Source organism: Patescibacteria group bacterium, from assembly GCA_041659765.1.
GTDB lineage: Bacteria > Patescibacteriota > Patescibacteriia > UBA9934 > UBA9934 > JAGORL01.
Genome location: JBAZXR010000001.1, coordinates 250,263 through 262,434 on the forward strand (window position 1 = coordinate 250,263; position 12,172 = coordinate 262,434).

Below are 12,172 nucleotides of genomic sequence, written 5' to 3' on the forward strand. Positions count from 1 at the left end.
AATTACATGTAGAGCGGGAACTGGGACATGAATTGTTTTACTTCTTCTTTGATTTTTGCGAGCTCGGCCGGATCTGCTTTGGCCATGATGGCTCGGTCGAGCCATTCGCTGACTTTCACTATATCATTTTCCTTGAGCCCTCTAGTGGTAATGGCCGGCGTACCGAGACGGATGCCGGACGGATCCATGGGGGAGCGCGGGTCATCTGGGATCATGTTTTTGTTCACGGTGATCCCTGCTTCATCAAGCGCGTGCTGCGCTTCACCGCCGGTGACACCCTTCGAAGAAACATCCACAAGCAACAAATGGTTGTCCGTCCCGCCGAACATGAGTTTGTAGCCCTTGGCCGAGAGTTCTCGTTCAAAGACTTTGGCGTTCAGTTTGATTTGTTTAGCATACTCTTTGAACTCTGGCTTGAGTGCTTCGCCAAAAGCAACGGCCTTAGCGGCAATAACGTTCATGTGTGGACCGCCCTGTAAACCTGGGAACACTGTTTTGTCTATTTGCTTGGCGAACTTTTCCTTGCACATGATCATGCCGCCGCGTGGTCCGCGGAGGGTCTTGTGTGTGGTGGTGGTGACGACGTCAAATAAGGGGACCGGGTTGTTCATCTCGCCTGCCGCGATTAGCCCGGCGATGTGCGCAATATCTGCCATCGTCATCGCCCCGACCTCGTCAGCAATTTGTTTTACTCGCGCGTAGTCGATCTCTCTTGAGTACGCGGAATAACCGACGAGGATCAATTTCGGTTTATGCTCCCGCGCCATGCTCGCCAAATTGTCATAGTCGAGTTTGCCAGCCGCATCAGTCTTATAACGGATAAAGTTGTAACGCTTAGCGCTATCGGTAACGGGGTGACCGTGCGTTAAATGTCCACCGTGAGACAGATCCATGCCGAGCACAGTGTCACCCGGCTGCAAAAGTGCAGTGTAGACTGCAATGTTGGCCGGTGCACCAGAATGCGGCTGGACGTTCACGTGTTCTGCGCCAAAGAGTTGTTTAGCGCGATCAATCGCTGTTTGTTCGAGCACATCCACCGCATAGCAACCGCCGTAATAGCGTTTGCCGGGATAGCCTTCGGCATATTTGTTCGTGGCCACAGAGCCGAGAGCTGAGAGCACAGCGGGCGAGACAAAGTTTTCACTGGGGATGAGCTCAAGTCCCTCGCGCTCGCGTGTGAGTTCGAGCTCTAAGGCGTCAGCAATCGCGGAGTCTGCAGTTTTGAGGTCTTCGTACATATGGGGGAAAGTGTAGTCGAATTTTATTCGTCTGTCATCCTGAGGAGCACGGCGACGAAGGATCTGAATGGTTAACCAATCAGATTCTTCGCAACGCTCAGAATGACTGAAACAAAAATCCCCTCATTTCCGAGAGGAGTTTTGGGGTGCGCGGAACCTCGTGGGGTTCCGCGGAAGGGGTGGCTACTTGGCCGCGGCGTTGCGCTCGCGGTTGGTCTGGCCGGGGGCCTGGCGCATGGCCAGGACGTCGTTGGACATCTTCTTGAAGGTCTTTTCGAGGTTGGTGACCTTGTTCGCGAAGCTGTCCCTGATGGCCAGCTGATCGTCCTTGAAGGTCGGCATGAAGTCGAACTCGAGGGAGTTGTCCTTCATGGTGATCTTGAAGGTGCCGGTCAGGCGGCGTCGGACCATGACGAGGGTGTCCTCATCCTTGAGCTCCTGGGCCTTGGTCCAGACCGCGCGGATGCGGTCCATGTAATTCTGCGTGGTCAGCGGAGCGCGCTCGAGGCGCTTGGGGGGCTTGACGGTCGGCATCGGTTCCTCACTTTTTGCAATGCTCGTAAGAGCGGTTAGCTGGGGAATAATGCCTGATCAAACACAACGAGTCAAACGAAAACCCCCACATTGCTGCGGGGGCTGTGTGCCTCGGGGAGGCGGACGAATTACGCGGCCAGGCGGACAGGCCGTTTACCGCGTTTCTTCAGGAAGGCGTTGTAGTCCTTCAGGAAGGCGTCGCGGATCTTGTTGAAGTCCACGATGAACGGGCGAGCTACGTGCACGCCGCCCTCGAGCGTCGGCACGGCGCCGTAGGTGATGCGGTTGTTGGCCACGGTAACGCCGAACTTCTGCAGCTCAGCCATGGCCTTCTTGGCCGTAGCCACCTCTCCCTTGTCCATCGACTGTTCCATGACCTGGATCCACTCGACGAGCTCGTTGATAGCCTTCTGAATCATGTTGACCGTCACTAGTCACCTCCAAAACTTTGAGCTTTCCGAACCAGCTATCATAACGAAAAATCCAACCCATGTCAAACAAAAACCCCCTCGTTGCCGAGGGGGATGCGTAGTGTCACGCGAGCCGCTAGGGAGCTAGGGGAGGCGCCGTAATGGCGGCATCCGTCGTTCCGTCTGCGAGCGGATCCACGGACTTCATGAGGGTCTCCATGATGGACAGTCGAACGTCCATCTCTTTGAGATCCTTTTTGAAGAGCACGTTCTGCCCATCGGTCAGATCCCGCAGGCCGGCAACCTCCGTCTGCAGGGACGTGACGTTCGTTTCGAGGACGGAGACCTTGCTCTGCAGCGAGGTGACCTCGCCCTGCAGGTCGGCGATGTTGACCTCGAACCCCGCGCTTTTTTCCTGGAGCTCCGCGATGACTTCGTAGAGAGCGTCGACGCGGGTGGACGCGATCTTGATCTTTTCGTCCTGCAGATCGAACTCTTCTCCGATCATCTCCTTCATCTCCTTCCACCAGATATTGGCGGAGGAGTTTCGGAGCGTCGGTGCCGACGTCATGAAGGCGGACACGTCGTCCATGCTCTTGATGATTTTGCCCTTCACCGCCTGCTGCCACATCGTCTTCACGTCCTTGCTCGAGTCGCTTTGCGACACGCACTCCATGTACGCGAGGTACAGGACGGTCCACTGGTCTCCGGTAAGGTCCAGATCTACGACCTCGCCCTCCACGTACAGGGAGGCGTTGTTTTTGACGCCGACCTGCGCCGTGCCGGTCTTCGCGACCACGTCCGCCTGACCTTCAGCTGAAACATCTTGCGCGTTCTCGGTCGTCTCCTTGTACTTGGCGTATTGAAACGCTTCCCACGGTACCGGACCGCAGACTTTGTCCACGTGGATGTCTTCCGACCGCTTGATTTCTTTTCCGAACGCAACACTTCCAATCAGGAACATAATCAGACTCAGCACGTCGCCTCCTATTGTGAGCGGGACGGAGCGTACAGAGATTTTTCGCTTTCGTCAAACAAAAACCCCCTCGCGAGAGAGGGGGGGGGGCGGATGTATACCGCACGGGGAGCTAGGCCGGAACCGAGACCTTGATCCCGAGCTCGTCGAGGCCGGTCTGGAGGGTCTGGATCATGTCGCGGGCCTTCTTCTTGAGCCGGCGTTTGGGAGGGAGGATCATCTTCTCGTGGAAGTCGATGATGTTGTTGTCCCGGGCGATCTGCTCGCCGATGTTCTCGCAGGTGAGCTTGATGGCGTCCACGCGGTCGTAGTACTTCTGATCCTTGAGCACGATCCACAGCGCTTTGTGGAATTCCTGCCATTCGCGAAACGTCTTCATGCTACCTCCTGTATCGGTTGCTTGAGCCGACGGTATAGGATAGTATAAAGTATCAGAAAATGCAAGTTATAAAGTGATAAAGTTGTAAAGGAAATCCCGATATGATCGAAGAACTAAAGCAGCGATTTGGAGCGCAGTTCAAAGAGAATGAACCACTCGCAAAACACGTGAACATGAAAATCGGCGGGCCGGCGAAGTTTTTTGTTGAGGCGAAGTCTGTGCAGGATGTTGCGGATGCAGTGAAGCTAGCCAAAGAAAACGGGCTCAAGTTTTTTGTGCTTGGCGGAGGATCGAACACTTTGGTCGCTGATGAGGGATTCAACGGACTGGTGATCAAAATTGCGATGCGCAATATTTCGATTAACGGAGATACTGTTGTGGCCGAAGCTGGGGCCATTTCGGCGAGTGTCGCTCGCCAGACAGCAACTGCGGGCCTTCGAGGTTTCGAGTGGGCCGTTTCGTTGCCAGGTACGATCGGAGGAGCTGTGCGAGGAAACGCCGGATGCTTCGGTGGCGAGACGAAAGATAATTTGGTGTCCGTGAAATTGCTTCGAGAAGGCGAGGTTATTAACGTCGCCGCTGCTGATTTGAAGATGAAATATCGTCACAGCGCTTTGAAAGAACTCGGAAACCATGACGTGGTGCTCGAGGCGACGTTCAAGCTTACTCCTGGTGACAAGACCGAGGCATTAGCACTCATCGATTCAAACCTCGACAAGCGAAAGAAGACTCAGCCTCTCGGTGCCGCCAGCGCCGGCTGCATGTTTAAGAATTTTGAATATACGGATGAGTCCACACTCGAAAAATTAAAACAGGATGCTGATGTGCCGGAGGCGATGCTGAAGTCTAAACGTCTGGCTGCTGGTTGGCTTATCGACCAAGCTGGACTTAAGGGTGCAAAGATGGGGGATGCTATGGTTTCTACGGAGCACGGCAACTTCCTTATGAACACCGGAAAAGCCACGGCTAGCCAGATTGCGGAATTGATCTCTCTTGTCAAAATGAAGATTCGAAATAACTACGGAATTCAACTAGAGGAGGAAGTACAGTTTTTGGGGTAGGATTTGCGCGGTGATTTCTTCCGTGTTACCATCATCTGTTCGAAGATAAACACGGAGGGTGCCATGAAGATCCTTGATTTGAAGCTAGGTGACCTGTTCTATTGTGTTGAAAACGCTTCGATGACGGCCAGGGGACGGCAGGGGGGCGCAGAGCTTCTCAAGGAAAGGACGTTTCTCGTCATAAGATCTCCATACTCAGAACACGTCGGTATGGGCGAGATGGCGATGCTCGTTGAAATTGTCCCGGTCGAGGTATCAAACGAGCCTCCGGTCGTCGTTCACCAGGCTGAAGTCCTCATTCTCGAGACTGTTGGTTATACCAATCCCGAGGTGCGCAAGCTCGGACAGCTGAGGATGGCCTTCATCCATTGACTCGCCGTCGATCGTTCCAGAGCCCGTTTCCTCAACGCGAGGGGACGGGTGTTTCATTTTGTCCACTTTCAACTTTTAGCTTTTCCCTTTAGACTACAGCTATATGAACATTTCTGAAATCAAGGGCACGAACATGGAGCTGACAGAGGCAATTAAGACGTACGTTGTAGAAAAACTAGACATGCTTGATAAATTTACGGAGCGTTATAACCCATGTGTAGTGGCGGTTGATGTGGGCAAGACCAGCAATCATCATAATAAGGGCGAGATTTTCCGTGCTGAATTTAACATGAGCATTCCTGGTGAACTTTTGCGAGCTGAATGTGTGAAGGATGATTTGTACGCCGCAATTGATGAGGCGAAGGATGACTTGAAGAGACAGCTCGTTGATCGCAAGGAGCGGTAATTGTGTTTCTCGACCAATATTCTAAAGTGCACTGTATCGGAGTAGGTGGCATCGGCATTAGTGCCGTGGCCAAGTTTTTGGTGGTCAAGGGGAAAGATGTGAGCGGGTCCGACGCCGTGGCGTCAGCGATTGTGGATTCGGTAAAAATGCTTCTGGCGAAGGGGCTTGGCGGCGCCAAGCCCGTACACCAGGAGATCTGGATAGGATCGAAGCCGGAAAATATTTCCAAGGAAATTGATTTGATTGTGTATTCCGAAGCTGTGCCTGCAGATCATCCCGAGCGTGTGAAGGCGGCTGAGCTCGGCATTCCACAGCTTGGGCATTTTGATTTCTTGGGCGAGTTGTCGAAGGAGTACCGAACCATCTGCGTGACGGGAACGAATGGGAAGTCGACCACCACGGCCATGACGGGCAAGATTTTTGAAGAGGCAGGCCTCGACCCGACTGTGTTTGTTGGTACGCTCGTCCCTGGCTGGGAACTGGGCAACCTGCGCGTCGGCGCGAGCGACATTCTTATTATCGAGGGCGACGAGTACAAACAGAAGATGGTGAAGCTCTGGCCAGAGACCACGGTGATTACGAATATTGCGGAAGATCATTTGGATGTATACCGGGACCTCGAACATATCATTTCGACCTTCGCCGAGTGCGCTGATAAGACTAAGGGCATGGTCCTCTTAAACCGAGACGATAAAAATTCAATGCAGCTTTATAGCCCGCAGCGCCGGACGTTTGGGCGTTATGCTACGCCGGTCTATTACCGAGTGAATGAACGTAAGGTAGTGCCAGGCGGTCAGGAGTTTGTATTCGATGGACCGATGAATTTGGGGTCTATCGAGTTAAAAATTCCCGGCGAGTTTAACGCCTACAACGCTGTGGCAGCGGCAGCGGTGGCTCGTGAGTACGACATTCACATGACGCATATTCAGAAAGCCATGAAAGCATTTCCTGGCGTGTGGCGCAGATTCGAAAGAGTTGGTGAGTACCGGGGCGCAGAAATTATTTCCGATTACGGCCATCATCCTGATGCGATCCGAGGGACGATCGAGGCTGCTCGCGAATTGTTTCCAAACCGTCGAATTGTCTTGTGCTTCCAGCCTCATCAACATTCTCGCACAAAGGCGCTGTTTGCAGATTTTGTGAAAAGTTTTACGTACGCTGATGCTGTTGTTCTGCCAGAGATCTATCACGTCGAAGGACGCAACGAAGAAGAAGGCAAGATTTCGAGCCAAGATTTGCTCGATGCACTGCAGCCAACGTTCGACAAGCCGATGTTTTACGCGAAGGATCTTGACGAGGCACAGAGAATACTCGAAAAAGAAATTCAAGCAGGTGACGTTGTCCTTATCATGGGTGCGGGGAATGTTGATGACCTTGCTCGGAAACTTGTTCAATAAAAACCGCCGCCCCGTGTGCAGGGCGGCGTGTCGATGAACGTGTGAACTACCTGATCGGCGGTTCTGCAGTCAGCTGTCTGTCTTGGTTCGTGAGTTCAACCAGACCCGCGATGCTGCCGCTGCGGAAGAGGATGTTGCCGAGCAAGGTACGTACGAGCCGGGCGTGCGGCTGGCTGAAATTGCACTGGAGCTGCCAGAGGGTCCGGTCCAGTTCCCACGGTTTTGGTTTTTCCCCGGGCACGCGGACATCCAGTACGGCAAGGCGTGCTTCGATGGCTTTTCCTTGGTGAGAGGAGAGGCGGTTGTAGACACGAATGTCTTCCAGGATGCCCTTGCGGAAGATTCCGTTTGAAATGAAGCTAACGGGTTGCCGCTTCCACTTTTCGGCTTCGAGAAAGAACTTGTCGAAATCTGATTGCATGGTGCCTCCGGAAAATGCTGGCTCAAGTTAGCAGGTTCCTTGAAATATCTCAAGCCTTCAGGCAAGATACCCGAGCCGTACATAACATCAAACTATGTCCTTGTTGACCAAGATTTTTGGAGACCCGAACGCTAAAGTAGTTAAAAACCTGCGAGCCGAGGTGGATAAAATTAACGCTCTTGAACCGGTTATTTCGGCGCTTCCTAACGAGGCTCTGGCTGCAAAGACGGCAGAATTTAAAGAGAAACTTTCAAAGGGCGCCAAACTTGATGACATTGTGCATGAGGCGTTTGCTGTGGTGCGCGAGGCGTCCAAGCGCACACTCGGCCAGCGGCAGTATGACGTGCAGATGATGGGAGGGCTTACGCTCCACCGCGGAGGAATTGCAGAAATGAGAACCGGTGAAGGAAAGACGCTCACCGCCAATGCGGCAGTATATTTGAACGCGCTCACAGAAAAGGGTGTCCATTTGATTACGGTGAATGATTACTTAGCCAAGCGCGATGCAGTGTGGATGGGTCAGGTGTTCCATTTTCTCGGTCTCTCGGTTGGCGTGATCCAGCACGAAGGCGGTTATCGCTACGATGAAAAATTTAAAGTAGAAAAGCCTGCAGAAGAGGTTGCCGCTGAAGAAAAAGCGCGGGATACAAAAGGATCATTCTTTGTGCAGATGGATTTCTTGCGCCCGTGTTCGCGCAAGGACGCGTACGCTGCAGATATTACATACGGCACAAACAACGAATTCGGTTTTGACTATTTGCGCGACAACATGGCAGGACGTGTTGAAGACTTGTCACAACGCGGTTTGCATTTTGCGATTGTGGACGAAGTCGATTCTATTCTTGTTGACGAAGCCCGTACGCCGCTCATTATTTCGGCGCCCGCAGAAGAATCTGCCGATCTTTACTACAAGTTCGCGGAGCTTATTAAAGGATTGGTTATTAAGGACGACTTTAATCTCGACGAGAAGCTTAAGGCTGCTACGTTTACGGAGCCTGGCCTCCAAAAGTTGGAAGTGCTGCTCGGGGTGAAGAACATTTATGAGGAAGGCTTGCAGATGGTGCACCACGCGGAACAGGCGCTCCGGGCGCACGCTATGTTTAAGGTTGATCGTGATTACGTCGTACGCGATGGGGAAGTGATCATCGTTGACGAATTCACCGGTCGATTAATGGAAGGCCGTCGCTATTCCGAGGGTCTCCACCAAGCGATTGAAGCCAAAGAAGGCGTAAAGATTCAGCGCGAGAGCAAGACGCTCGCCACCATTACGTTCCAAAACTATTTCCGCTTGTATGAGAAGCTTGGTGGTATGACAGGTACGGCCGCGACTGAGGCTGAAGAGTTTGAGAAAATCTATAAGCTAGAAGTCACCCAGATTCCAACTAACCGCGACAACAACCGCAAAGATTTACCGGACCGTATCTATAAGAATGAGCTAGGCAAATGGATGGCGGTGGTACGTGAAGCAAAAGAGCGACATGAAAAGGGCCAGCCCGTACTGATCGGCACGGTGTCGATTGATAAGAACGAACGCTTGTCAGCTTTGTTGCATGCCGCTGGCGTGCCACACAAAATGTTGAATGCCAAGAACCACGAGAAAGAAGGTGAGGTCATTGCGCAGGCTGGACGCAAGGGTGCGGTGACGCTCGCCACTAACATGGCCGGTCGCGGGGTGGACATTATTCTTGGCGGCAACCCGCCGGATAAGGCTGAGGCTGAAGAAGTCCGCGCCCTTGGTGGTCTGCATGTTATTGGTACGGAACGACACGAGTCTCGCCGCATCGACAATCAGTTGCGGGGTCGGGCTGGCCGTCAGGGCGATCCTGGTAGCACCCAGTTCTTTGTCTCGCTTGATGACGATCTCATGCGCGTCTTCGGCACTGACCGTGTGAAGGGCATGATGAACTCGCTCGGAATCGACGACGAAACACCAATCGAGAGCGGTATGGTGACTCGTTCGCTTGAGAAGGCGCAGGAACGAGTTGAGTCTCATCACTTCGATACTCGCAAACATGTTTTGGAATATGACGACGTGCTCAACCGCCATCGTTTGACGGTGTATAGCGAGCGCAAGGATCTGTTAACTGGTCGAGAAATAAATCCGCACACTGAAGTGATGCGGATGGTTGAGTCTGAAGTTGAGCGTATTATTTTCTTCCATACCTCTAAACAGGATGTCGAAGTTCCGGCCGAGTTCGCTGACCAACCAAAAGGAGATTGGAATCCTAAAGAGATCGTCGAAGCACTTTCAACCATCACGCCATTGTCTAGCGAAGCATCAGCGAAAGTCGGTGAGACCTTGAAGATGATTTCGCGCGATAAAGAAGAGCTCGCTCGTCAGCGTACGGCGGTGATTGAAACCGTTATGGCTGAAGTGAACGCGAAGTATGCGGAGGTAGCGGAAAAAGTTTCTGATCCGCAGACTATCGAACGCCTCGAACGCGCAACACTCTTGCGTGCGACCGATAACCTTTGGATGAGACATCTGGATGACATGACTTATTTGCGTCGCACTATTGGTCTCCAGGGTTATGCCCAGCGCGATCCGCTCGTGGAGTACAAGAAAGAAGCCTTCCGTATTTACGGCGAGATGCGCCACGCCATCATGCGCGAGGTCGCCTACAATATCTTCAAGATTTTCGATCAAGCCATCCAAGCCCGCGCCGCCATCGACGCCGCTCCAAAGATGATGAAGATGCTGAATAGTATGTTGGGCGGGGGAGGAAACAGTTCGAAGACGGGAGGGTAGTATGTCTGATCTCATCGAACCATATTCCGTTCCTCGTGTGGGCGTGGGTGTTATTGTATTGCGCGATGGAAAGTTTCTCCTTGGTAAGCGACGAAACGCTCACGGAGAAGGGGAGTGGGCGTTGATAGGCGGGAAGCTTGATCATGGAGAGTCGATCGAGGATTGTGCGCGTCGAGAGATCCACGAGGAGTCTGGTATGGAGATTGCCAATATCAGATTCACCACCTTGTTTAATAGTGTCCGATATCCACCGAAGCATTTTTTGGCAATTGGGGTAGTAGCCGATTGGGTTTCTGGAGAGGCGCAGGTTTATCCGGCAGAGAAGATTTCTGAGTGGGGTTGGTTCGATTTTGACCAGTTGCCAGCACCGATGTTTCTAGACTCGTTGACTCTCATTCAGAACTATCGGTCCGGCAAACTATTTTCAGACCTATGATCGGCGTCTTTGATTCCGGTCTCGGTGGCCTTGTCATCATGAAGGAACTCGACAAACAGTTTCCCGAATATTCTTTTTTGTATTTGGGTGATAACGCGCGAGCACCATACGGATCGAAAACTCCTGAGCAGGTGTACGAGTACACGTTGCAGGCGGTCGAGTATCTGTTCGCAGAGGGATGCGAGCTTGTCATTCTGGCGTGCAACACGGCGAGTGCGAATGCGCTCCGACGAATTCAGCAGGAGGTTCTGCCAGCGAAGTATCCAGGGAAGCGGGTGCTAGGGATTCTCGTTCCGACTGTCGAGCAGGTACATGGCGGAACTATTGGGATTTTTGCGACTCCGGGAACGGTGAAGAGTGAGGCGTATGTTCATGAAATCATGAAGCGCCAGCCAACGGCGGAGGTATTTCAAGTTGCGTGCCCGACGTTAGTTGGGATGATCGAAGCGGGGGAGAGCGCTGAGAAGATTTTGGTCGAAGTTGAGAAATACGTCGCCGAATTGAAGATGGTGATGGGCGAGAAGTTTCCGCCAGAAAATGTTTTACTCGGCTGCACCCATTTTCCGCTCGTGCATCACCTCTTCGTAAAAGCGTTGCCAGCGAGCGCGAACGTCTACGACCAAGCGAGCATGGTGGCGAAGAGCTTGCGTGGCTACCTTTTACGACACTTGGAGTTGGACGCGAAATTAGCGAAGAGCTCGTCGAGAACCTTTATGACAACTGGAGAAGCCGGCGATGTAGAAAAGAAAGCCAGTGCGTTTTACGGCGTGCCCGTTAGCTTTGAGACAGTGAAGATAGGACTTTAAGCGTAGCTTTTTGGCCTTTGCGGAGTTTGACGCGTTCGTCCATGGGCAACGCGACTATTTGTCGACACTCGTCTGAACAAGCGCCGAGCAGAGAGGTCGCGCAATTGGCGCATTGAATAAATAGCGCATGACACATGTCATTAGGGCAGTTGGTGTAAGTATCAGCGGGGGAGGCGCAGTTAAAACATTTGCCAATCACGTCGTCCGTCACTTTCTCAGCGCCGCGACCGTCAAACACATAATTCTTACCGATGAACTTGGACGCGAGTCCTTGTTCTTCAATCTCGTGCTTGTAGTTAATGATGCCGCCGTAGAGCTGGTTTACGTCCGCAAAGCCATGATGTTTCAAAAAGGCGCTCGCTTTTTCACAACGAATACCGCCCGTGCAATAAAGCAAAATCTTTTCGTCTTTTTTATCAGCGAGTGTATTGATCACTTCCTGTAGTTCTTCTCCGAAGGTTTGTGAGTTGGGTGTGACCGCGCCGTCAAAGTGACCAATGTCGCTCTCGTACTTGTTACGCATGTCGACGACTGTGGCGCCGTTGTTCATCTCTTCGTGAAACTGGACGGCATTCAAATGTTTACCGACATTTGTGATGTCGTAAGTATCCGCCGGGAGATTGTCGGCTACAATTTGTCGTTTAACTTTGATTGCGAGTTTCCAGAAGGCGATTGTTGGTTCCTCGATCGCATACTTGAATGGCACGTTTGCGAAGTATGGTGATGCGTCGATCAACGCGCGGAACTTTTCGACATTTGGCTTCGGTAAACTAATTTGAGCGTTGATGCCCTCGCGTGACACGTACACTCGACCAAGAACACCGAGTTCCGTCCACGAAACAAAAAGCTCATCACGCAGTTTCTCTGGTTCCTCGACAATCACGTAGCGGTAAAACGAAAGCGTCTGCCGCGGGGCAGTTTCTTGGGCTAATTTCGCCAGAGCCTGCTCGTGGCTCAAGTGGTTTGCGAGTTTACGCATATTGATGA

The 12,172-nt window shown here is 52.4% G+C and carries 14 protein-coding genes; 7 read left to right on the top strand and 7 right to left on the bottom strand.

Annotation, left to right across the window (positions count from 1 at the left end; translation table 11 throughout):
* Nucleotides 1-2: 2 nt before the first annotated feature.
* The 5 genes from glyA to WC813_01380 form a co-directional block, all read right to left on the bottom strand.
* Nucleotides 3-1,238: a serine hydroxymethyltransferase gene (gene glyA, locus WC813_01360; protein MFA5946650.1), complete on the bottom strand. Its 1,236-nt coding sequence runs from the start codon at nucleotides 1,236-1,238 to the stop codon at nucleotides 3-5.
* 183 nt (nucleotides 1,239-1,421) lie between these two features.
* Entirely contained in the window at nucleotides 1,422-1,772 is a 351-nt protein-coding gene (locus WC813_01365; GenBank protein ID MFA5946651.1) for a hypothetical protein, read from the bottom strand.
* A gap of 128 nt (nucleotides 1,773-1,900) precedes the next feature.
* Nucleotides 1,901-2,191, bottom strand: a complete 291-nt coding sequence (locus tag WC813_01370; protein MFA5946652.1) for a hypothetical protein — start codon at nucleotides 2,189-2,191, stop codon at nucleotides 1,901-1,903.
* A 127-nt stretch (nucleotides 2,192-2,318) separates the two neighbouring features.
* Complete coding sequence (locus WC813_01375) at nucleotides 2,319-3,146, bottom strand: hypothetical protein (GenBank protein MFA5946653.1); 828 nt, start codon at nucleotides 3,144-3,146, stop codon at nucleotides 2,319-2,321.
* A gap of 124 nt (nucleotides 3,147-3,270) precedes the next feature.
* Nucleotides 3,271-3,537 carry a hypothetical protein gene (locus WC813_01380; GenBank protein ID MFA5946654.1) on the bottom strand — a complete coding sequence of 89 codons (267 nt, stop codon included), beginning with the start codon at nucleotides 3,535-3,537 and terminating at the stop codon, nucleotides 3,271-3,273.
* A gap of 101 nt (nucleotides 3,538-3,638) precedes the next feature.
* Between WC813_01380 and murB the strand changes: the two genes are divergently transcribed.
* The 4 genes from murB to murC all read left to right on the top strand — a co-directional run bounded on the left by murB (nucleotide 3,639) and on the right by murC (nucleotide 6,773).
* Entirely contained in the window at nucleotides 3,639-4,598 is a 960-nt protein-coding gene (gene murB / locus WC813_01385; GenBank protein ID MFA5946655.1) for a UDP-N-acetylmuramate dehydrogenase, read from the top strand.
* A 3-nt stretch (nucleotides 4,599-4,601) separates the two neighbouring features.
* Complete coding sequence (locus tag WC813_01390; GenBank protein MFA5946656.1) at nucleotides 4,602-4,970, top strand: hypothetical protein; 369 nt, start codon at nucleotides 4,602-4,604, stop codon at nucleotides 4,968-4,970.
* A 103-nt stretch (nucleotides 4,971-5,073) separates the two neighbouring features.
* Nucleotides 5,074-5,376 carry a ribosome-associated translation inhibitor RaiA gene (gene raiA / locus WC813_01395; GenBank protein MFA5946657.1) on the top strand — a complete coding sequence of 101 codons (303 nt, stop codon included), beginning with the start codon at nucleotides 5,074-5,076 and terminating at the stop codon, nucleotides 5,374-5,376.
* A 2-nt stretch (nucleotides 5,377-5,378) separates the two neighbouring features.
* Nucleotides 5,379-6,773 carry a UDP-N-acetylmuramate--L-alanine ligase gene (gene murC, locus WC813_01400; GenBank protein MFA5946658.1) on the top strand — a complete coding sequence of 465 codons (1,395 nt, stop codon included), beginning with the start codon at nucleotides 5,379-5,381 and terminating at the stop codon, nucleotides 6,771-6,773.
* 46 nt (nucleotides 6,774-6,819) lie between these two features.
* On the opposite strand, the gene WC813_01405 is transcribed toward murC, so the two are convergent.
* Nucleotides 6,820-7,194 carry a hypothetical protein gene (locus WC813_01405; GenBank protein MFA5946659.1) on the bottom strand — a complete coding sequence of 125 codons (375 nt, stop codon included), beginning with the start codon at nucleotides 7,192-7,194 and terminating at the stop codon, nucleotides 6,820-6,822.
* A 94-nt stretch (nucleotides 7,195-7,288) separates the two neighbouring features.
* On the opposite strand from WC813_01405, the gene secA reads away from it, so the two are divergent.
* The 3 genes from secA to murI are packed head-to-tail and all read left to right on the top strand — an operon-like array spanning nucleotide 7,289 to nucleotide 11,185.
* Nucleotides 7,289-9,943, top strand: a complete 2,655-nt coding sequence (gene secA / locus WC813_01410; protein ID MFA5946660.1) for a preprotein translocase subunit SecA — start codon at nucleotides 7,289-7,291, stop codon at nucleotides 9,941-9,943.
* A gap of 1 nt (nucleotide 9,944) precedes the next feature.
* Complete coding sequence (locus WC813_01415; protein MFA5946661.1) at nucleotides 9,945-10,379, top strand: NUDIX domain-containing protein; 435 nt, start codon at nucleotides 9,945-9,947, stop codon at nucleotides 10,377-10,379.
* A complete protein-coding gene (gene murI / locus WC813_01420; protein ID MFA5946662.1) occupies nucleotides 10,376-11,185 on the top strand; it encodes a glutamate racemase in 810 nt (269 codons plus the stop codon). Before WC813_01415 ends, murI begins: the two co-directional genes overlap by 4 nt.
* On the opposite strand, the gene WC813_01425 is transcribed toward murI, so the two are convergent.
* Entirely contained in the window at nucleotides 11,154-12,164 is a 1,011-nt protein-coding gene (locus WC813_01425) for a rhodanese-related sulfurtransferase (protein MFA5946663.1), read from the bottom strand. The two genes, murI and WC813_01425, sit on opposite strands and share 32 nt — an antisense overlap.
* Between the last annotated feature and the right edge of the window lie 8 nt (nucleotides 12,165-12,172).

Coding starts and splice junctions, on each gene's coding strand:
- WC813_01425 (MFA5946663.1), bottom strand. CDS start 12,164: ATGCGTAAACTCGCAAACCACTTGAGCCACGAGCAGGCTCTGGCGAAA.
- WC813_01415 (MFA5946661.1), top strand. CDS start 9,945: ATGTCTGATCTCATCGAACCATATTCCGTTCCTCGTGTGGGCGTGGGT.
- raiA (MFA5946657.1), top strand. CDS start 5,074: ATGAACATTTCTGAAATCAAGGGCACGAACATGGAGCTGACAGAGGCA.
- WC813_01370 (MFA5946652.1), bottom strand. CDS start 2,191: ATGATTCAGAAGGCTATCAACGAGCTCGTCGAGTGGATCCAGGTCATG.
- WC813_01405 (MFA5946659.1), bottom strand. CDS start 7,194: ATGCAATCAGATTTCGACAAGTTCTTTCTCGAAGCCGAAAAGTGGAAG.
- WC813_01365 (MFA5946651.1), bottom strand. CDS start 1,772: ATGCCGACCGTCAAGCCCCCCAAGCGCCTCGAGCGCGCTCCGCTGACC.
- WC813_01380 (MFA5946654.1), bottom strand. CDS start 3,537: ATGAAGACGTTTCGCGAATGGCAGGAATTCCACAAAGCGCTGTGGATC.
- murI (MFA5946662.1), top strand. CDS start 10,376: ATGATCGGCGTCTTTGATTCCGGTCTCGGTGGCCTTGTCATCATGAAG.
- WC813_01375 (MFA5946653.1), bottom strand. CDS start 3,146: ATGTTCCTGATTGGAAGTGTTGCGTTCGGAAAAGAAATCAAGCGGTCG.
- secA (MFA5946660.1), top strand. CDS start 7,289: ATGTCCTTGTTGACCAAGATTTTTGGAGACCCGAACGCTAAAGTAGTT.
- glyA (MFA5946650.1), bottom strand. CDS start 1,238: ATGTACGAAGACCTCAAAACTGCAGACTCCGCGATTGCTGACGCCTTA.
- murB (MFA5946655.1), top strand. CDS start 3,639: ATGATCGAAGAACTAAAGCAGCGATTTGGAGCGCAGTTCAAAGAGAAT.